We start from the raw sequence: 19,528 nt of genomic DNA, 5'->3' as shown, positions 1-19,528 counted from the left end.
GTAGTTTATTGTTGTTTTTTATACCAGCGAGATAATGCTTGTTGTTTGTAGTAAGGGTTATCTGCGTGATTGAACCATGATGGGTAGTTTGCAGTCGCATTGATCATGAAATCCATCAGCACAATGTGTTTTTGTAATACGCGTTGTATGCGTTGAGGTTTCATGGGGTTAAAAATACCCAATGCTTGCCGAATTTGAAGTGGATTTTTCTTTATCCAACGCCAAGATCCCATTTCTAATGTTAGTGGTAGTATAGCCTGTTGTTGCCTTAAACATTGTAGGGTGATGTGATCCCATAAATCCCCATGACAGAGATAGTGCAAAGCCTGAGGCTCAAAAATATAATTTTGATTAGGGTAAGTCGTCATAAATCTATGTCGGAGATGGTAAACATCACCAATATAAGGGAAGGCTCGTTTTGCACTATGGGCATAAGGAAACCAAATTCTATCTTTTAAACCAAAGCCGGAGTGACAATCTAACGACAGTGTTACAGGTCGAGATGTTGTTAAGTCGGTAACGTAACGGGTTAATGCATCTGCTTCTAATTCCATTTGTTGACTGTTGTTTCCTCTAAACCAAGGGATGCGAGGAGATAAGCGATGTCCACCGATTAAAAAAGCTGTATTTTCTTGACTGTTTAAAGGTGCATTTCGCATTAAATCAACATGATTACCATTTGAACGGTAATTTTTCGCCATCCCTACAGGGTTTACTAAAGGAATAAAAACGATTTGAATCTGCTGTAAAAGATGATGTAGCGTGGTATCCCATGTTATGCGTTCGATGATTGTATGCAGATATGACAGCAGTACTTGAGTGCCAATCCGTTCCAAACCATGAACACCGCCTACAAATAGCATTAATGGTGTATTTGGATCAGGCGTACCAAGATGAATCGCATAGAGTGGTAAGCTATTTTTATTGTGCTGAGGAAAATGATCATTGCAAGGGATGTGGGCAAATACATTACAGTGAAATGGAACAGGGGATTTGTACTGGCTTAACCTTTCAATTAACGTTTCAAGTTGTAAGAGTTCTGGTAATAACGTTGAAATAGGGGAAGTTTTAGCGTTTAGCAAAAGAGCCTCACACACAAAGATAAAAAAGAAACAATATCAGTGTATGTTGACAATTAGATGTCAGGCTCTTTTTCTATTAAAGCTTATGCAGACTCTTTCTTGGCTTTTACTAAGCGAAACTGTGTTGTTTCCGCTATCCATTTTGGTCGGTTGATAGCATAGCCGAGTAACAATGCTGGGACTAAAAAAACAATGTGGGTCATCGCAAGATGAAGATCTTTAGCAACTAAATCTGTTGCCCCTGTTATATAGTGAATGGCTCCAACAGCCGCAAAAATAATCCCAAGCATTGCTAAGATAAACATACCGACAACACCAAGGCCTAAAATGTCGCGAATATAAATTCTTATTAGATTCATAGTATGGTTCCGAATCAAACTTATCTGAAAAAGTGATAAGCATGGCGATAATAATCAGAATACTATGCGCTTTAGGTTGAATGTATTTATTGATCTGTCTCACAATCACTGTGAGACAGATGAATAAATAAGCATTATTTTGCTAAGCGTGGAATAACCAGTGAAAAGCGGTTGAGAATAACTGTTTGCCGTTTGTCTCAATAACTTTACCTTTTGCAAAAATGATACGGTCAAAAGGCCATGTTAAGATCTCTTGAATTGATTGGCGTAATCTTACGCGGTCGGTAAAACTGAGTCGTAAATAGAAAGGCATGGCTGGGTGAATATAGCAACCGTTTAGAAGCCCATAACCTATACTCAGTGGGTGCTTCTTATCAACCATCCATGCAAGTAAATCACCCAAAATTAATGTTTTTGATAAAGGATCACAAAAGGCGATTTCTTCAAAGTTGTCACTACCCTTAATTAAGGTTTGTAATAGTTGTCCTTGCCATAAAGCGGGAGTGTACTGGCGTAATACGTCGTCAAACGTTAGATCTCCACGTTTTTGTTGTAAACCAGGAGCGGCAAAGAAATAGGCATCTGGATAAGCGAGCCACCACTCTGATAAATAGTGATGATAGCTTTGATTGGGAGTGACAACGGCGACAATTTCACCCAGTTGCTCTATGGTTGATTTCAATGCATTGTCGAGTTCAACAGGGGAGTGAATAAACAAACGATCATCGTCTAATTTTATCACTGTCATTTTACAACCAACCGCAATACCGTTGGTTTTCATGGCAAAATCTTGATACCAAAGTCTATTTTTATAACATTCGATCATACCGCTTCCTGCGTACTACATTGATAGATTATGTTGTAAACGGTCATTCCTTGACCGTAAATCATCATGAAAATTCTTTCATTAGATTATCATTAAGATATTGTTAAAATCCATCACTCTTTATGTTTCTTCAATACTTATACCGTGGTGCGTTTAATCTTTTTCATCATGTTGTGGCCAAACAGATTCACAACAGCTCCCGAAATAATCAGTACACCACCGAGGTAGGTCCAAATAGATGGGACTTCTTTGAAGATTATAAATCCAAGGATGATTGATAAGACAATTTGAACATAAGAATAAGCTGTTGCTTTTCCAGCTGTTTGAGTTTGCATCGCTTTTGTTAAGCCGACTTGTCCTACTTGTGTAAAAATGCCGACTAATATTAGGCAGATAGTGGTAGGTAAATCAGGGACAACGAAGTTATCAGCGATCAAAAGTAGGGCTAATGGTAAGGTGATCAGCGGGAAGTAAAAGATAATGACGGAGCTATCTTCCGTGCTACTGAGTTTTTTCACAATAATATATGAAATAGCACTAACGAAAGCACCGATTAATGCAATCATGACGCTAAATAAGGGCAGGTGAGAACTTCCAGATGTTAATGTTGTTGGATTAACGATAAAAAATAAGCCTAAGATACTCAAAAAAATGCATACTAGCGTTGAAAATTGAACGCGCTCTTTTAAGAAGATGACGGCAAGTAAAGCAGTAAATACGGGATTGGTGTATTGCAAAATGGTAGCTTCGGCAAGGGGAAGTGTAGTAACAGCATAATAAACACATGAGAGTCCAATAGTACCTACAATACCTCGAACAACTAATAATGGCTTATTATTCCCCCAGACCGAAATGCCTTTACGCTTAATATCTAAATAACTAATGATAAGAGAAACAACAGCACGCGCCGCAACAATTTCAAAGACTGGAATGCCTATTTGGTTAACGTATTTAACGGTAGAAGACATTAAGGCAAAACCGAGGGCAGAAAGGAGCATAAAACGTGCGCCTAATGGAATTAAACTCTCATTGCTGGTGGTCATTAATATATGTCTTATTTAAAGTGATTAAAAATATCATAAAGGAAGCGATTTTATTAACAATGGTTGATTGTAAAAATGTAGTTAATTATTCAAAAGTAACGATAAATGCAATACTTGCTCGAATTAGACGTTGATCATAAAAAAAGAGATAAAAACATAACGGTTCTTTATCTCTTTTGTATGGATTTGTCTCTGGTTTGGCTGTTCTTATTTCTGCTTATAAAGCCCAATAAGGCCGGCACCAAAGGCAGCAATTAGACCAACAAATGCAATAATAATGTGATGGTGATGGATCCAATACATGTTCTCTCCTTAGAATGGTTTATTGTCAACCGCTTTTGCTTTCATGATCATTGGGGTAATGGTTGAGCCTTGGATCAATATTGAAAAGATCACAATAGCGTAAGTCATTAAGACAATGATTTCTTTAACACTGACATCCGGATGAGATGGTAAGTAAATATGGGCTGGGATAGCCATCGCCATAGCAAGTGCTAAGCCACCACGTAAGCCGCCCCATGTAAGAATTTTAACAGACTCTGGGTTGTATTGGCGGTAACGTGTAAAACCGATATAAGAGAGACGAATACTTAGATAACGACTTAATAATACGAGTGGGATTGCAATAATTACCGCGATGATATCAATGCGGTGGAAGCTAAAGGTGATCATCACAAAACCGATAAGAAGGAATAATACGGCATTTAAAATTTCATCGACCAATTCCCATAAATGTGCCATTTGGTCTGCCGATTGTTCTGAAATGTATTTACGCGTGATATTGCCAATTAGGATCCCTGAAACAACCATTGCAAGAGGGGCTGAAACTTCTAAATGTTCACCTAATACATAACCAAATGTAGGAATAAGCATGGTTAATATTAAGCGCATCATATTATCGCTTGAACCTTTAATTAGGTAGTGGAATATACCGCCTAACACTGCACCAAAAGCAATACCGCCAAGGGCTTCACGAATGAAAAGTAGTGCAGTACCAGATACCGTTGGCGTTGTTTTTCCAAAAGCGACTTCAAAAATAGTAACGAAAATAACTAAACCTACGCCATCATTAAATAATGATTCACCTTCAATTTGAGTTGAAATACGTTGTGGCGCCTTTAATTTTTTCACAATTGCTAATACAGCAATTGGATCGGTAGGAGAGATAAGTGCGCCGAATAAACAGCAATAAATAAAGTTGAGATCAATACCGATAAGATTGAATATTAACCATATGACAATGCCGATAAAAAAAGTAGAAAATAGCGTGCCGACAAGAGCAAGAAAGGTAATTTCAAATTTTTGGTCTTTTAAATGGTTTAAATCTATATTTAGTGCACCTGCAAATAATAAGAAACCAAGCACACCTTTTAGTAAGAAGTCTTCAAATTTTATATGTTGAATAAGCTCTATTAACGCATTTTCTTTATCTATTGAAATATAACCAAAGCTAGTTAATGCTAAAAGAATAAGCGATATAGCGATAGACCAACCTGTAATCGCAATGGTTGTTTGAAAACGTCCAATCTTATGGTTAATTATTGAAATAAAGACTGCAATTGCCGCCATAATACATATAGTGTCATATACTGACATGAAGAGTTTTCTCCCAATTCTGATTATTTTCTGACAATATTATTCAGTTACGGTTATTTATAATATAGAGCGATTTTTCAAACAGAGAGAATCACTATCAATATATCATTCATATAGTATTAATATTACCCACACATATTGAAACATTTTATACAGATTGCTATTAGAATTATTTGTATTATTTCGGAATATAAATAATCAAAAATATAGCTTGAATTATAATTTAGCCCTTAGCTTGTAAGGGGGAGATAAGCGCTTGCCAATAAGCGCTTATACAGAAAAGATGTTAGTCGTTAAGCACTGAAATGAGTAATGCAGGATCATCTGTGATGATTGTTGATACGCCCCATCGAGTAAATTTAGCTACTTTTTTAGGGTCATTCATTGTCCAAATTTGCAGTACTTTACCGGCTTGGATAATTTCTTTTGCAAGTTTTTCATTGAGAAGATGATGATCGAGATGGATACTGTACAACTTCAATTTTTCATCTAATCGTTCAATATCAGGTACCCAATCTTCAATAATTAACCCTCGGCGTACTTCAGGCCATTGCTCTAAGCATTGATGAACTGCGTTATAAGAAAAACTAGATAAAATAAGACGTTCTGGATCAAAGCCATAATTTTTTATCGCTTCAATTGTTTTTGTTACTTGTAAGGCCACTTCTTCTTCGTAATGTACCTTTATTTCAAGGTTAAGATTAAGGCCATATTCATCACAAGCGGCAAGTAGCTCATGTAACGTAGGGATGGTTTCTCCTGCAAACTCTGGTGAAAACCAACTGCCAGCATCAAGTTGTTTCAATTCCTGTAGCGTTTTATGACGAACACTCCCTGAACCATTCGTACATCGACGTACGCTTTTATCATGGATAATAACAGGCACTAAATCTTCACAAAGTTGAGTATCCGTCTCAATCCACTTTGCACCTGCATCAGCGGCAGCTTTCATGGAAATCAATGTATTTTCTGGTGCAACAGCGCGTGCACCACGGTGTCCTGCAATCATATGAGAGTCCAAAATAAATAACCATGGGTTGTAAATTAACAAACTGATTTTCATCTATTTTAATGAACAATCAAGTGTTAATATCGCAATATCATGATGTCATTTTGTTACATTTGTACACATACATTCAATGATTTTTTCTCTACTCACAAGACATAAGGGTTACGTTGCATATCTTTGAAGTGATGGTTTTAGCAACAAACGAAAACTGATTTCATAATTGGTTTTGTATCTAGTCTCTGATTAGATTAGTATTCTGTGGTTGTCTGATTAAAAATATTTATCGTTACTGTTTACGTCGTATTTTTAATGACTAGACCATTATAATTTGAGACAAGGAAAACGAATGAGACTGTCAGTGCTAGACCAACCTCTTTTTGATCATCTTTACCGCGATATTAGAGAGTTTCGTTCTACATTCGATCTTGATATCGAATCACCTCAAACACTAGATATTAAAGCAGACGCCTTACATACATCACTTGCTGTTGAAGAAATGACAGAACTAGCAGAAGCGGATTCTTTAGTTGAGCAAGCGGATGCGATCGTTGACTCTGTTTATGTGTTAATGGGGCGCTTAGTTCATCTAGGTGATAAACAAGTAGAAGATAATATCGGTATTAGTTATTTGATTGATATTCTGTTGCAAATGTCAGCTCGCCTAGGTATTGATTTTATGGCTTGCTGGAATGAAGTCCATTCTAGCAATATGAGTAAAGTGTGCCGTAATGCTGAGGAATACGCAGACACTGAAGCGTTTTATGCAAAGCAGGGCGTTGCACTAACGGCTAGCACCAAAGGTGATTATATTATTGCTAAGTGTGCTCAAGATGTAGATCTTGATGGGAAAATTATTCGTCAAGGTAAGGTACTAAAATCGGTTTATTATCGACCTGCCGATTTGGTCAAACTTGTTATCCGCTAATTGTTTAATTAGAACAACTATCCTCGCTCATGCGGGGATTTTTTGTTTTTATGTAATAACTATTTATATCAGTAAGAGAAGTGATCTATGAAACTACCTTCTAATACTCGAACTTTAACTCAAGACCTCTTTAAAATGACATGGCCGATGTTATTCGGTGTGTTATCGCTGATGAGTTTTCAACTTGTAGATAGTGCCTTTATCGCTCAGCTTGGTGTACTTCCACTCGCTGCTCAAGGCTTTACACTACCAATGCAAATGGTGGTTATTGGTCTTCAAGTTGGTTTAGGTATCGCGACTACTGCATTGATTTCACGAGTGTTAGGTGCCAATGAAGAAGTAAGAGCGCAACAACTCGGCGGTTTAGTTGTGCTTGTTGGCGGTATTGGTATCGCTTTACTCTGTGGTGTCATTTGGTCACTTCGTGATGTGATCATGCATTTACTTGATGCGCCAGCAAATGTACTTCCTATCATTGATACTTATTGGCCTATTTGGCTAATGAGTGCATGGTGTGGTTCGATGTTGTATTTTGCTTATAGTTTATGTCGATCAAATGGTAATACTTTGTTACCGGGTACCATGATGATGGTAACAAGCTTATTGAATATTGTTTTAGATCCGTTGTTCATCTTTAAATTTGGACTGGGTATTAATGGTGCAGCTTGGGCAACGATTACTGCATTTATTATTGGTATGCTGGTGGTTTTCCCATTAGTGATGAAAAAAAAATGGTTAAGCTTTCATTGGGCTGGCTTGAATATTATTCAGTCGATTAAAGAGCTTGGACATATCATGGCACCGGCCATGATGAGTCAATTATTGCCTCCTGTATCTTCTATGTTAGCGACGAAATTAGTCGCAGGTTTTGGTGCCGCTACAGTCGGCGCTTGGGCTTTGGGGTCGCGAATTGAATTTTTCTCTATCGTCGTTGTATTGGCTTTGACTATGTCTATGCCTCAGATGGTAGGAAAGCGGTTAGGTAAACGAGATATTCAAGGGATCAAAACCTTGATCAACATTGCCGTCTCTTTTGTCCTTGCATGGCAATTTATTATAGCAATCATCATTTTCTTACTGTCGTCACCATTAAGTTCATTATTGTCATCTGATGTCAAAGTACAGCAAGTGCTTTTAATGCACCTAACACGCGTTCCTATTAGTCTAGGCGCATTGGGTGTTTGTATGATTATGGTATCGATTTGTAATGCGCTAGCAATGCCGATGCGCGCATTATTTATTTCAGCGTGGCGTTTGTTTATCTGTTTCCTACCGATTTTATGGATAGGATCGCAACTTGCAGGTCTTCCAGGTCTATTTACTGGAGCAATGCTTGGTAATTTTGCGGCAGGGATCAGCGCATGGATTTTTTATCGAAAGGGACTTGCCTTGATCGATAAAAAATATCAATTTGAAGTAGATGCAGTAAGATAGCGTGTGAAACACGTATAAATGATGACAAGGATATGCATGCAAAGTTATGTAATTGAAGATCGTAAATTAACGTATTTAGATCAAGGTAGAGGCCCTGTACTCGTTTTGGGCCATAGCTATTTGTGGGACAGCAAAATGTGGCAACCACAAATAGAGGCATTGAGTCAGCATTATCGTTGTATCGTGCCTGAGTTATGGGCACATGGTCAGGCTGATGCTGCACCTGAAAAAACACGTACGCTGCGTGATTACGCTGATGATGTTATTGCACTACTTGATCACCTTAAGATAGATAACTTTTCGCTTATTGGTTTATCAGTGGGAGGCATGTGGGGAGCAGAGCTTGCCATAAAAGTACCTCAACGTGTTACAGCATTAGTATTGATGGATACTTTTTTAGGTTACGAGCCTGAAGTATTACATGCTAAATACTTTGCAATGTTAAATACAATTATTGAGCAGCAGGCTATTCCTGAGGCAATTATTGATAGTGTTGTTCCTTTATTTTTCCGTCGTCAAGCCGAGCAATATACGCCAGAGCTTGTTGATAGTTTTAGACAACATTTAGTGTCTCTGAAAGGTGATAAAGCAGTAGCCATTGCACAAGTGGGTAAAATGGTGTTTGGTCGTCGAGATACGTTTGACGATATAGCGCAACTTAAAGCACCTACTTTGATTTTATCAGGTATGGAAGATAATCCACGTCCGCCACTAGAAGCGCAGTTGATGCATGATGAGATCAAAGATAGCGAATATGTATTGATCCCAGAGGCTGGGCATATTAGTAACTTGGAACAACCTGAATTTGTAACCAAGCAACTTGAAGCTTTCTTAGCTAAGCACATTGAACGCTAATTAATAAATAAACATAAAAAAATGGCATAACGTGCACTTAAAGGTCTAGAAAAAGATCATTAAGCAGCGTTATGCCTTTTTTACAATAGAAATGTTAAGCCGTATAACTGGCTTTATGTTGTTTAATAAATTCGATCGAGTGTTGATTAAAATCATCCGGTCTTTCTACGTTGCAAACGTGCCCGCAATCTTTTAATTCAGTCAAAAAACTAAATTTATGTCGTTGAACCATCTCTTTTACTGGCTTGATAAACATATAGTCATTTGCCCCCATCAAATACAATGTCGGTATCGACAGTTCTTTTTCTTTAAAATACTTCATGATGGGGTTTACTTCTGTTGCCAGTTTAAACCATCGCTTAAATTCATTTTGACACAACTTTTTCGCTTCTCTGACGAATAAATGTCGAGACTCGCGTTGATTTTTTTGCGGCATAACAACATAGGCAAATAAACGATATAACCACATATAAGGAATAATGTGCTTACACATATTACCTAGTTTCACTAAAATTTGAGAACGAGTGTTTAAACGTGTTACTGCGCCACCTAAAATCATCGTTTTAACTCTGTCTGGTGCCATCTCTGCTAAGTTACGAATAATGATTGTGCCCAGAGATATTCCGACAAAGTGTGCTGATTGAATCTTCAAGTGATTAAGTACATGAACGATATCTTTCGTCACACTTTTAAAGGTATAGGGATTAGCGATCATGTCTTTGAACATGTTATTGGATTTACCATGACCACGTAGATCGAGAAGTAACAAATTAAAGTGTTGTTTATACGCTTTAATCTGTTTGTACCAAATTGCTGAACTGCCACCGGCACCATGCACAAACACTACCCATTCATTACTGCTTGGGTGCGGGTAGGTTTTATAAAAAAGCATGTTGTCTGTCATCAAAAGTCCTTTATACGCAAGAAGCGTGAATCATAGCATGGTGTTATTTATTAGCTCACCTGACCACAAGATAGCTATCTTATAGCCAAAGGTAGCCACTTAGTAATGAATAATTGTAATAATTCTAACAAGATCGCATAACCCACCACTACATTGAACACAAATTAAACTACATGCTATGTTTTCTTTACTAGATATAAAAATCACTTTAAAAACATATGGATAAATCTATAAATAAAAGAAAGTGAGAGTCTTTACTGATGGTTTAAGCCGTAAAGGTGAATAAAAACGATGGTTTAAACGCTTTATGATGTTTTATTTTATTTTTTTGTATCAATCGTCTTTAATCTACACTGGATTATCTATAAAGGAGTTTTCTAATGTTTAAAAAATTATTATTAACACTTGCGTTCATTGTGCCATTTGCATCTCAGGCTGCTACAACCGATACCACTAAGCTTATCAAGAAATGTGAAACCAAATATAAGGCAGATAAGCAGAAAAAAATGGATTGTATTACCAAGGTGAAGAAGTCTGCGAAAAAAGAAGCAGATAAAGCAAAAAAGATATCTTCATCTAAAGTAACTGATAGTAAAAAAGCGTCCACGACAAAGTCAAAAACAGAAGTTAAAAAGCAACTTAAAGCCGTTAATGTGAACACTGCTTCAGCCTCAGAGCTTGCAGCATCACTTCCTGGTATTGGTGAAGCAAAAGCAAAAGCGATTGTTGACTACCGCAAAAAGAATGGAAAATTCAAAAGTAGTAAAGATTTAGAAAAGGTCACAGGGCTTGGCGAAAAAAGCGTCGGTAAAATGAAGAAATACTTAAAGTTCTAAAGTAGATCTTCGCTATAAAGCCTCTTAAACACACTAGGCTACTTATTGGTTGAAAGTGCTTAAGAGGTTTTTTGATTAAAGAGAAATGCATTAGTAAATGATTTCTTCATCTTCCTCATGTGGCATCAAATTAAGCACACTCCGTTTAATAATGTGCGGCACAATTGCATAAATAGGCATACGTTTTAAACGGCCACGAAAGCGTAATGATTTAACTGCAAAATGGTAATTAGAGTTTTGGTGTTTTGGAAAAGCATGATTGATAACTTCAGTAAATCTATCTTTATAAAGCCAGAAAATTGTACGCTGGGATTGTGATTGATTTAAATATTGCTGCATGTTGCTAGGAATCGGTAAATCGAATAATTTTTGACATAATGAAAGTGCAAGATACAGGCTGTTATCTTTTCCAATTTGCTGGTGAAGTTGAATTAAGTTATGCCAGAATAATCGCTGTTGTCCATAATGCTGAAATTGTAAATTTAAGTCGTATATATCACGTAAGCCATGATGAAAATCAACTTGATTAAAGAGCATAATAGCCTGATGAAGTACCATAGCCTCAGGAGATAAAAGCGTTGCTGGTAGGGCAATACTGGGAGATATATGATGGTGAAGTAAAGGTGCTTCTTTTAATTTATGGGTTAGTGTTTTAGGTAATAAATGATAATGAATAGCTAACTCAGTTCGTCTTTCTTTATGAACTAACGGCGTCGTTTGCTGAGACCAACGACAATAGAAAGTTTCCTCGTAGTCGGTTATATATTTATAACGCCATCCATTATATAACAACCGTTGTAAAACAGCTTCTACAAATGACTTAGAAATTAATATCTCAATATTGTTTTTAATCCTACCCGAAAATGCCTCAACTTCAGAAAGTTGTAATGCGCTACCGCGAATATAGCGCCATGACGGTAATATACCTTGAAACTGTTTGGTTAACTCCTGATGTTCAAATTCTAATGATTGCTTTTGTTTTTCATAACTATGAAAGCCTGAAATTAGCTGTTGCTGGAAGAAAAGAGGAAGATCTTGCCAAATTTCATTACGTTCACAGGTTTTTTTTAATTGTCCTAGTAATGATAAATATCGAGCTTCCGTAATAATTTGGTAGAGAGATCTTGAATCTAAGGAAAGCAAAACCGTTGGAAGTCTCAACACATCAACCAGTCGTACTTGTTGAGAAGCCATAATTTCTTCCTAATAGATTGTTTAATTCATAGTCTAAGTATTAGTCTTTAATAATAAAAATCAAATTTACTCATAATGAAAGAGAATTTTTATTGCTAGGCAATCTTGAAATTAAGACACTTTTGGCTTCTATTGCTGCCGTTTGAAATTTGGTGACTGTAAATATTTTCTATCCATGTTCATAACTGTGAAATGCCACAATACAGCATGGTATTAATAAGTTAACATTCTGTATTTTATATAATTAATAGGTTTATTATGCATGTAAAGCCGTTGCTGGGTACAGAATTGATCTTGGGTGGCGCACGTTCTGGTAAGAGTCGTTTAGCGGAACAGCTCGCAGAACAATCTGGCTTGGTTGTTAAATATGTAGCAACAGCAACCGCTTGTGATAATGAAATGGCTGAACGCATTCTAATTCATAAACAGCAACGTCCTTCTAAGTGGATGCTGATTGAAGAGCCTTATGATTTGGCAAATATTATTCGTGAACATAGTAACAATCAGACATGCTTACTGATCGATTGTTTAACGTTATGGTTAAATAACTGCTTATTTCAACCTATTGGTAACCATTCATGGCAACAGGCAAAAACAGACTTTCTACACGCTATTAGTGAAGCAAAAGGGCATATCATTTTAGTGAGTAATGAAGTAGGGCAAGGAATAGTGCCGCTAGGTGAAGTTTCTCGTCGATTTGTCGATGAGAGTGGTTGGCTGCATCAAGCGATTGCGAAACAATCTGCACGGGTAATATTTGTAACTGCTGGTATACCACAAGTATTAAAAGGCCCGACGTTAAGCGTTGTATAAAAGGATGAGGATCTAATGGCAAAGATAACCCAAATAGATATTCTACGGCATGGTTTACCTGAAGGTGATAATTGTTTACGAGGCCACACTGATTTTGTACTAACTGAACAAGGTTTTGAGCAAATGAAGGTGGCCATCGAAAATCTCAAAGACCTTGATTGTATTGTAAGCTCCTCATTACAACGTTGCTCTTCATTTGCTGATTTTATGGCACATAAATTCATGATTAATGTTTTGCATAGTGATAGTTGGCGAGAAATGGATTTTGGAGATTGGGATGGGTTAACGCGTCAGCAGTTAGTTGAACAACTTGGGGATAATATTGACCATTATTGGCACGATCCCTGGCACGTTTGTGAAGACGGAACAGCGCCACATAATGGCGAAACGCTAGAGCAGTTTGATATTCGGATAAAGCGAGCTTGGCAAGATTTATTAACACAGCATAAAGGAAAAAAAATCTTATTGGTTACGCATTCTGGCGTTATGCGTCAGCTGTTACGTCTGTTACTAGAAATGCCACGTAATAACACCTACCTTCATCGCATTCATTTACCTTATGCCGCCAGAATGCGCATTACTGTCTATCATGATAATCAACAAGATTGGCCTCAGCTACAATGGCCGCCATTTTGTGATTAATTGCAATATCTTTATAGGATTTAATAAAACAAAACATGGATAAAATAGCGAATACAACACGGACATTAATGGTTCAAGGCACAACATCAGATGCAGGGAAAAGTGTGCTTGTCGCTGGAATATGTCGTGTACTTGCGCGTAAAGGCATTCGTGTTGCGCCATTTAAATCACAAAATATGGCGCTTAATAGTGCTGTAACGAAAGATGGCGGCGAAATTGGTCGAGCACAAGCCGTACAAGCTTTCGCTTGTGGCATTGAGCCCACCGTTCATATGAATCCAGTGTTATTAAAACCCAATACGGATATTGGAGCCCAAGTAATCGTTCAGGGTAAGGTGTTGGAAAATATGAATGCGATTGGCTATAACAGCTATAAGAAAGTTGTTATGAAGCCTATATTAGAATCTTTCCAGCGGCTGACGGAAGAATATGATGCGGTAATCATAGAAGGCGCTGGTAGTCCTGCTGAAATAAATCTTCGTGAAAATGATGTTGCCAACATGGGCTTTGCTGAAGAAGCGGATGTCCCTGTGATTATTGTTGCTGATATAGACAGAGGAGGAGTATTTGCGCATCTCTATGGCACATTAGCTCTGTTATCTAAATCTGAACAAGCGCGAGTGAAAGGCTTTGTTATAAATAGATTTAGAGGAGACATTAAATTATTAGAATCAGGGCTTGATTGGCTTGAGAAAAAAACAGGTAAACCAGTTATTGGTGTGTTGCCTTATCTGCATGGTTTAATGTTAGAGGCTGAAGATGCCATTAACGTTCAACAAATCGATGCAGAAGATAATGCTATTACGGTTATAGTGCCCGTGTTTCCACGTATAAGTAATCATACCGATTTTGATCCGTTGCGGATGCACCCACAGGTTAACCTACAATTTATTGGTAAAGGACAAGCGATCCCCCCTGCTGATTTAATTATTTTACCGGGTTCTAAAAGTGTGCGCAGCGATCTAGATTATCTACGATCTCAACATTGGGATAAACAGATACAACGTCATTTGCGTTTCGGTGGCAAAGTGATGGGAATATGTGGCGGGTATCAAATGCTTGGAGAGTCAATTTCAGATCCTTATGGTATTGAAGGGGAAAGTGGAAATACACAAGGGCTTGGGTATTTACCTATAACGACTGAAATTAAGCAGCATAAGCAACTTAAGCAAGTTTCTGGCTCCTTAACATTAACCGCGAATAATACCGTTGCTGTCACAGGCTACGAGATCCATGCGGGGGTTACGTCTGTTGAAACAGAGCAAGATGCGCCTATTAAACTCACCGATGGAGTGGATGGTATGTTAGGTGTAGATAATCAAGTTTTTGGTACGTATTTACATGGGATCTTTGAGCTGCAATCGGCTTGTAATGAAATCTTAGCTTGGGCTGGTTTAACAGATATCCGAACTTCTGATTTTCAACAAACGAAAGAAGATGGGATTAACATAATTGCAGATGCAGTAGAGCAGTATTTAGACTTAAATAACTTAGGGTTTTAGTTAGTCGAATCCAAAAGATAGTTATTAATATATTATATTGGTTTTCTATTACTGGAATACGCGGTATATACAAACGCTATCATTAAGTTATATCAAGTAATGTACGTATTTATAATATTTAATACGTACTTTTTTTATTCTATTGACATAAAAAATGGAAAAGCTAAATATGTAGTTTATTGACAGGCGTGGTACTTATTGGATATATGTAAAAATATAACATCAAGTAGTGGTTTAACTGCGGTATTAAATCCCTTCATTTAAAGGCAGTGGAGTTGACAATAATTATTTTTATAGAGAATTTAGTATTATCTTTGTCAATATATTACTAGTCTTAACATGGGGTTATACTATTGAGAAATCTGAAAAGGATTCACAATTAAGCAAGTAATTTGATTACTTAGTTGTTATTTTGTGCGGTTAATCTCTCATAAATTAAATGAAATTTTAATTGACCATTTTGCGATAAGGGGCAAATTTAAGTATGTAATAGTAATATTGACTGAAGATTAAAGTGATATAAATCCCAGATTTATACAGTTCAATGTCTATTCATAATATTAATTACCTTACAGGTTGGTAATAAAATACAGAAAGTATGTATAAAAATTTCATGTTTAGCTTTAATGGGGCCAATGATTCTTTTGATGACGCATAACATTGCTGTTAAACTGATTAAAAAGAACGTTCTTCTTTTATTGTGGCTGTTATTGATGTTAAAGGAATAATATGAGTAAGCTGTTATGTATCGCATCTTTATTAATGATGATGTGTTCATTAAATGTGAAAGCAGAGGATTGGAACTCATCAAGTATTGACGGACATTACGTTTTATCTGCATTGATCACGCCACCAGAACTCGGTGGAAAAAAGTTATTCTTTAAACTCTACAAAGCGAAGTATAACAATAATGGCTTTGAGCGTTTTTTAAGTCAATGCAATATTCAAGGTCTTAATGGTACCGTATCCATGCTCATTAATGGCAAGAAAATTGAGATGGAAAAGCATTGTAAGAGAAATGAAGACAATTTGAATTACTGGGCTTATACACCTAAAACTAATAATGATTTAACCTTTGTTGTATCTCAATTTAGAAATACAGAATTTGTAGATATAGAAAAAACATTTGTTAATGTTTATAAGCAAAAAGATGATTTGTTTTTTCATATATCAACACAGCGCTTCAGTGATATTTGGATGAGCCGCTAAATATATAGCTATACCATATGTATGGGAGAAGGTTTACTCACTTTTCTCCCTCTCTTTCTTTTCTCCTTCTGCACACATGCACGTAGTCGATTTAGCAATCTGCGTTGTGACTATCCTCAAGGAGGAGTTGTCTTGAGCTATATAGACGATACTTTTAATTTAGAACAGTTAGACTATTGATTCGTTCTTGTTCCTGTAAACCAAGCCATTCCCATTGTGTTCATTATGTTAAGGCTTGATGTATGCCTTTTTGACATTAAAAGGCTATTCAACTTGTCGTAAGGTAGTAAGTGGTGTAATTTCTTCTTATCGCAAGGGGAATACAATGTCAAAAAGCATTTATCTATTACGCCATGGTCAAACAACGTTTAACGCTCAACAACGCTTACAAGGACATTGTAACTCAGGCTTGACGGAATTAGGAAAAGAACAAGCATCTATGATTGGCTCATCTATCAATCTAAAAATTGGTAATAAAAAGCATTGGGCTGTTTATTGCAGTCCACTTGGCAGAGCGATAGAAACAGCCAAAATAGTCTGTGAAGAGTTAGGAATAGATAGCAATTTAATAACGACTGATGAGCGCTTAAAAGAGTTTAGTTTAGGTGACTGGGAAAAATGTTTTATTCCTGATTTAGTTCAGAATAATCCGAAGCTATTGAATCATCGTGATTGGTATCTCTCAGCACCAAATTGTGAATCATATGAATCAGTTGTTCATCGAATTAAAGATTTTTTACATGATGACTTAATTCCTGATCATCTTATCGTTGTTTCACATGGTCTAACAGGTGCAGTGTTCAGAGGGGTATATGCTGCCATGAGCTACAGTGAAACCTTTGAGCAAGATTTACCACAAAATGCATTTTTTTTATTAGCAGATCATAAGATTAGCCGCATACAGTGTGAAGTATCAGTGGAAGCTGTGTAAAACAACACGTACTCGCTGTTTATTATTGCTTTTATAAATTTTAAAGTGTTATAGTTTTAAAGCTTTAGGCGACGGCTTGAAGCAGGGAGTGCAGAGAATAATAGTAATCAGCGACTATAATCTGGCTTATCACGGGTTGTGCCGACCTAACTTGCGGTGACGTTAAGTTAGGACATCGCCGACATGGCGGGATTAAGGTTCGATGAGATCGGAGCTGACTCATTGTTGTAGGTATTCCATAGTCCTACCTCCCACCTTATATAGAAACAGGCTCTTTATAGTTTGTATTATCACTAACGGTCTTTTGTAAGTTTCAGTTTTCGTTAGAGAATACGTAGATTGTGAACAATAGGTTATATGTTCATCTTCGGTTCATCTTCAGTCAGTTAATTTAGTTGTAAGCTAAAAATAACTGCTACGAGAGAGTGCAGATCAGTTTAGAAAGAAAATAGTAACAAGTGAGTTAACTATTGTTCTATCTAAATTTTATAGAGAGAGGCTTAGCCATGAAAAATTTACTTACTGGTTTTGTTGCTGTAGTTATTGGATTATTTACTGTTTCTTTTGCTGCGATAATGGCTCTTTTAATGGGCGTCGTGGCATTAATTGCAAAACCATTTATTAAACGCAAATTAGCATCAGAAGGTGTTCAATTTGAAGAGCGTACTTTTAGTGAAGGTTTTGCTGGACGAGATCGCAAAGTTGACACGGATTACCGTCAACAATCAGCACATACAGTGATTGATGGTGAGTTTGAAGATGTAACTATGCGTAAATGCTAATTATGTAGCAATCACCAATACACAATAAGTACTTAATTAAACGCCAAATGTTTATTCATTTGGCGTTTTCTTTTTCTGGTCAACTACGATTTACTGTTCTGTTTTAACTATGTCTCATTTCTTGTGTGTTGATGCATATTTACTTACCCCGATGGTACAATGCTTTAACGCTTATTAGGGAGAGACGCTATGCCATACGATTCGTTAATCACCATTGCTATATTTATTTTTGTTGCGATAGTCATTATTGCATCCTGTGTTAAAACTGTTACTCAGGGATCTGAATGGACAGTAGAACGTTTTGGACGCTATACCAAAACACTTCGTCCAGGTCTAAATTTGATTATTCCTTTTATTGATAAAGTCGGTAATAAAGTGAATATGATGGAGCGAGTGTTAGATATTCCTGCGCAAGAAGTTATTTCTCGTGATAATGCTTCAGTAACAATTGATGCAGTTTGTTTTATTCAAGTGTTCGATGCGGCAAAAGCAGCATATGAAGTATCAGATCTTGAACTCGCTATTCGTAATCTAACGTTAACGAATATGCGTACGGTGTTGGGCTCTATGGAGCTTGATGAAATGTTATCGCAACGAGATACCATTAATAGCCGCCTACTCACAATTGTCGATCAAGCAACCAATCCGTGGGGTATTAAGATCACTCGTATTGAAATAAAAGACGTACAACCGCCTACAGATTTAACCGCAGCAATGAACGCGCAGATGAAAGCTGAACGAAACAAACGTGCTGAAATTTTGGAAGCTGAAGGTGTGCGCCAAGCTCAAATTCTCCGTGCTGAAGGACAAAAGCAATCAGAAATTTTAAAAGCTGAAGGTGAAAAACAGTCAGTGATTCTGCAAGCAGAAGCGAGAGAACGTGAAGCCGAAGCTGAAGCCAAAGCAACGAAAATGGTATCAGATGCAATAGCGAATGGTGATGTTAAAGCAATTAATTACTTTGTCGCGCAAGGCTATACGGAAGCACTAAAAGCGATAGGGCAGTCTGAGAATGGTAAAGTCATCATGATGCCATTAGAAACCACGGGCTTGATGGGTTCTGTTGCCGGTATTGCCGAGTTATGGGGTAATAAAACAGATAAAGGTGGGAATGCATGATCGACTTACTAGAACAAATGAATTTCTGGCATTGGATAGCATTAGGCTTAGTGTTATTGCTACTTGAACTACTTGGCACTGCTGGGTATTTATTATGGCTTGGTATTTCAGCTGTTCTAGTCGGCGTCTTATTAATAATGTTACCTGTTTCATGGCCCTTACAGTGGGTTTGTTTTGCAGTATTTGCGCTATTTACCACTTGGTTATGGTGGAGATACCAGCATAAAAAAGACAAAACGGATGCCTCTGTTTCAAAATTAAATCAACGTGGCGCTCAATTGATTGGTCAAATTATTACAGTAGAAAAAGCAATGAATGCTGGAAATGGCCGATTGCAACTTGGTGATACCACATGGAGTGTTAAAACAGACGTTGATTTAGTTGAAGGGCAGAAGGTTGTGGTCGTTGATGTAGAAGGAATAACCTTAATTGTAAAACCTTCATAATAAAAAATGCGCAGTACAGAG

20 protein-coding genes are annotated in these 19,528 nt (G+C 37.0%); 12 read left to right on the top strand and 8 right to left on the bottom strand.

The features are described 5' to 3' along the window. Positions 1–5 precede the first annotated feature (5 nt). The 6 genes from C9J41_RS10170 to C9J41_RS10145 all read right to left on the bottom strand — a co-directional run bounded on the left by C9J41_RS10170 (position 6) and on the right by C9J41_RS10145 (position 5,915). Positions 6–1,082 carry a DUF2817 domain-containing protein gene (locus tag C9J41_RS10170; RefSeq protein WP_107294518.1) on the bottom strand — a complete coding sequence of 359 codons (1,077 nt, stop codon included), beginning with the start codon at positions 1,080–1,082 and terminating at the stop codon, positions 6–8. 83 nt (positions 1,083–1,165) lie between these two features. Beyond that, a complete protein-coding gene (locus tag C9J41_RS10165) occupies positions 1,166–1,441 on the bottom strand; it encodes a hypothetical protein (protein WP_107294517.1) in 276 nt (91 codons plus the stop codon). Between the two features lie 142 nt (positions 1,442–1,583). Further along, positions 1,584–2,267: a DUF4336 domain-containing protein gene (locus C9J41_RS10160; RefSeq protein ID WP_107208518.1), complete on the bottom strand. Its 684-nt coding sequence runs from the start codon at positions 2,265–2,267 to the stop codon at positions 1,584–1,586. Between the two features lie 137 nt (positions 2,268–2,404). Continuing rightward, on the bottom strand, positions 2,405–3,310 hold the full coding sequence (locus C9J41_RS10155; RefSeq protein WP_107208519.1) for a DMT family transporter: 906 nt from the start codon (positions 3,308–3,310) through the stop codon (positions 2,405–2,407). A gap of 312 nt (positions 3,311–3,622) precedes the next feature. Continuing rightward, positions 3,623–4,906, bottom strand: a complete 1,284-nt coding sequence (locus tag C9J41_RS10150) for a sodium:proton antiporter (protein WP_199187082.1) — start codon at positions 4,904–4,906, stop codon at positions 3,623–3,625. Positions 4,907–5,192: 286 nt separating this feature from the next. Beyond that, positions 5,193–5,915 carry a glycerophosphodiester phosphodiesterase family protein gene (locus C9J41_RS10145; RefSeq protein ID WP_107208520.1) on the bottom strand — a complete coding sequence of 241 codons (723 nt, stop codon included), beginning with the start codon at positions 5,913–5,915 and terminating at the stop codon, positions 5,193–5,195. A 346-nt stretch (positions 5,916–6,261) separates the two neighbouring features. Between C9J41_RS10145 and C9J41_RS10140 the strand changes: the two genes are divergently transcribed. From C9J41_RS10140 to C9J41_RS10130, 3 genes are all read left to right on the top strand, one after another. Next, complete coding sequence (locus C9J41_RS10140; protein WP_107208521.1) at positions 6,262–6,840, top strand: nucleoside triphosphate pyrophosphohydrolase family protein; 579 nt, start codon at positions 6,262–6,264, stop codon at positions 6,838–6,840. Between the two features lie 87 nt (positions 6,841–6,927). After that, positions 6,928–8,274 (top strand): MATE family efflux transporter, encoded by a 1,347-nt coding sequence (locus tag C9J41_RS10135; RefSeq protein WP_107291084.1) that lies wholly within the window; start codon positions 6,928–6,930, stop codon positions 8,272–8,274. 36 nt (positions 8,275–8,310) lie between these two features. Then, positions 8,311–9,129: an alpha/beta fold hydrolase gene (locus C9J41_RS10130; RefSeq protein WP_107208523.1), complete on the top strand. Its 819-nt coding sequence runs from the start codon at positions 8,311–8,313 to the stop codon at positions 9,127–9,129. A 94-nt stretch (positions 9,130–9,223) separates the two neighbouring features. Here the strand turns inward: C9J41_RS10130 and C9J41_RS10125 are convergent, their stop codons facing one another. Next, positions 9,224–10,033 carry an alpha/beta fold hydrolase gene (locus tag C9J41_RS10125; protein WP_107294516.1) on the bottom strand — a complete coding sequence of 270 codons (810 nt, stop codon included), beginning with the start codon at positions 10,031–10,033 and terminating at the stop codon, positions 9,224–9,226. Positions 10,034–10,413: 380 nt separating this feature from the next. Here C9J41_RS10125 and C9J41_RS10120 point away from each other — a divergent pair, with 380 nt between their 5' ends. Further along, positions 10,414–10,869: a helix-hairpin-helix domain-containing protein gene (locus C9J41_RS10120; RefSeq protein ID WP_107208525.1), complete on the top strand. Its 456-nt coding sequence runs from the start codon at positions 10,414–10,416 to the stop codon at positions 10,867–10,869. A gap of 90 nt (positions 10,870–10,959) precedes the next feature. On the opposite strand, the gene C9J41_RS10115 is transcribed toward C9J41_RS10120, so the two are convergent. Continuing rightward, positions 10,960–12,063 carry a nucleotidyltransferase family protein gene (locus C9J41_RS10115; protein WP_107294515.1) on the bottom strand — a complete coding sequence of 368 codons (1,104 nt, stop codon included), beginning with the start codon at positions 12,061–12,063 and terminating at the stop codon, positions 10,960–10,962. A gap of 258 nt (positions 12,064–12,321) precedes the next feature. Between C9J41_RS10115 and cobU the strand changes: the two genes are divergently transcribed. From cobU to C9J41_RS10075, 8 genes are all read left to right on the top strand, one after another. After that, positions 12,322–12,876, top strand: a complete 555-nt coding sequence (gene cobU, locus C9J41_RS10110; protein WP_107208527.1) for a bifunctional adenosylcobinamide kinase/adenosylcobinamide-phosphate guanylyltransferase — start codon at positions 12,322–12,324, stop codon at positions 12,874–12,876. 15 nt (positions 12,877–12,891) lie between these two features. Continuing rightward, positions 12,892–13,518 (top strand): histidine phosphatase family protein, encoded by a 627-nt coding sequence (locus tag C9J41_RS10105; protein ID WP_107247160.1) that lies wholly within the window; start codon positions 12,892–12,894, stop codon positions 13,516–13,518. A gap of 35 nt (positions 13,519–13,553) precedes the next feature. Next, complete coding sequence (locus C9J41_RS10100) at positions 13,554–15,020, top strand: cobyric acid synthase (RefSeq protein WP_107294514.1); 1,467 nt, start codon at positions 13,554–13,556, stop codon at positions 15,018–15,020. A 729-nt stretch (positions 15,021–15,749) separates the two neighbouring features. Beyond that, complete coding sequence (locus C9J41_RS10095; RefSeq protein WP_107208530.1) at positions 15,750–16,229, top strand: hypothetical protein; 480 nt, start codon at positions 15,750–15,752, stop codon at positions 16,227–16,229. A 325-nt stretch (positions 16,230–16,554) separates the two neighbouring features. Continuing rightward, the gene (locus tag C9J41_RS10090; protein ID WP_107208531.1) at positions 16,555–17,160 is read left to right on the top strand and encodes a histidine phosphatase family protein; all 606 of its coding nucleotides are present in this window, start codon (positions 16,555–16,557) and stop codon (positions 17,158–17,160) included. Positions 17,161–17,666: 506 nt separating this feature from the next. Continuing rightward, positions 17,667–17,942: a hypothetical protein gene (locus C9J41_RS10085; RefSeq protein WP_105062330.1), complete on the top strand. Its 276-nt coding sequence runs from the start codon at positions 17,667–17,669 to the stop codon at positions 17,940–17,942. Between the two features lie 189 nt (positions 17,943–18,131). Then, the gene (locus C9J41_RS10080) at positions 18,132–19,061 is read left to right on the top strand and encodes an SPFH domain-containing protein (RefSeq protein ID WP_107208532.1); all 930 of its coding nucleotides are present in this window, start codon (positions 18,132–18,134) and stop codon (positions 19,059–19,061) included. Next, positions 19,058–19,507: an NfeD family protein gene (locus C9J41_RS10075; protein WP_107208533.1), complete on the top strand. Its 450-nt coding sequence runs from the start codon at positions 19,058–19,060 to the stop codon at positions 19,505–19,507. The genes C9J41_RS10080 and C9J41_RS10075 overlap by 4 nt, the downstream gene beginning before the upstream one ends. Positions 19,508–19,528: the final 21 nt, after the last annotated feature.

Origin of the sequence: Photobacterium sp. GB-50 (assembly GCF_003026755.1) — a bacterium.
GTDB lineage: Bacteria > Pseudomonadota > Gammaproteobacteria > Enterobacterales > Vibrionaceae > Photobacterium.
The sequence above is the reverse complement of the archived record's forward strand: the minus strand, read 5'-3'. Positions and strand labels throughout refer to the sequence as shown.

Coding starts and splice junctions, on each gene's coding strand:
- C9J41_RS10160 (WP_107208518.1), bottom strand. CDS start 2,267: ATGATCGAATGTTATAAAAATAGACTTTGGTATCAAGATTTTGCCATG.
- C9J41_RS10135 (WP_107291084.1), top strand. CDS start 6,928: ATGAAACTACCTTCTAATACTCGAACTTTAACTCAAGACCTCTTTAAA.
- C9J41_RS10145 (WP_107208520.1), bottom strand. CDS start 5,915: ATGATTGCAGGACACCGTGGTGCACGCGCTGTTGCACCAGAAAATACA.
- cobU (WP_107208527.1), top strand. CDS start 12,322: ATGCATGTAAAGCCGTTGCTGGGTACAGAATTGATCTTGGGTGGCGCA.
- C9J41_RS10095 (WP_107208530.1), top strand. CDS start 15,750: ATGAGTAAGCTGTTATGTATCGCATCTTTATTAATGATGATGTGTTCA.
- C9J41_RS10085 (WP_105062330.1), top strand. CDS start 17,667: ATGAAAAATTTACTTACTGGTTTTGTTGCTGTAGTTATTGGATTATTT.
- C9J41_RS10155 (WP_107208519.1), bottom strand. CDS start 3,310: ATGACCACCAGCAATGAGAGTTTAATTCCATTAGGCGCACGTTTTATG.
- C9J41_RS10075 (WP_107208533.1), top strand. CDS start 19,058: ATGATCGACTTACTAGAACAAATGAATTTCTGGCATTGGATAGCATTA.
- C9J41_RS10125 (WP_107294516.1), bottom strand. CDS start 10,033: ATGACAGACAACATGCTTTTTTATAAAACCTACCCGCACCCAAGCAGT.
- C9J41_RS10090 (WP_107208531.1), top strand. CDS start 16,555: ATGTCAAAAAGCATTTATCTATTACGCCATGGTCAAACAACGTTTAAC.
- C9J41_RS10115 (WP_107294515.1), bottom strand. CDS start 12,063: ATGGCTTCTCAACAAGTACGACTGGTTGATGTGTTGAGACTTCCAACG.
- C9J41_RS10100 (WP_107294514.1), top strand. CDS start 13,554: ATGGATAAAATAGCGAATACAACACGGACATTAATGGTTCAAGGCACA.
- C9J41_RS10105 (WP_107247160.1), top strand. CDS start 12,892: ATGGCAAAGATAACCCAAATAGATATTCTACGGCATGGTTTACCTGAA.
- C9J41_RS10080 (WP_107208532.1), top strand. CDS start 18,132: ATGCCATACGATTCGTTAATCACCATTGCTATATTTATTTTTGTTGCG.
- C9J41_RS10150 (WP_199187082.1), bottom strand. CDS start 4,906: ATGTCAGTATATGACACTATATGTATTATGGCGGCAATTGCAGTCTTT.
- C9J41_RS10165 (WP_107294517.1), bottom strand. CDS start 1,441: ATGAATCTAATAAGAATTTATATTCGCGACATTTTAGGCCTTGGTGTT.
- C9J41_RS10140 (WP_107208521.1), top strand. CDS start 6,262: ATGAGACTGTCAGTGCTAGACCAACCTCTTTTTGATCATCTTTACCGC.
- C9J41_RS10130 (WP_107208523.1), top strand. CDS start 8,311: ATGCAAAGTTATGTAATTGAAGATCGTAAATTAACGTATTTAGATCAA.
- C9J41_RS10120 (WP_107208525.1), top strand. CDS start 10,414: ATGTTTAAAAAATTATTATTAACACTTGCGTTCATTGTGCCATTTGCA.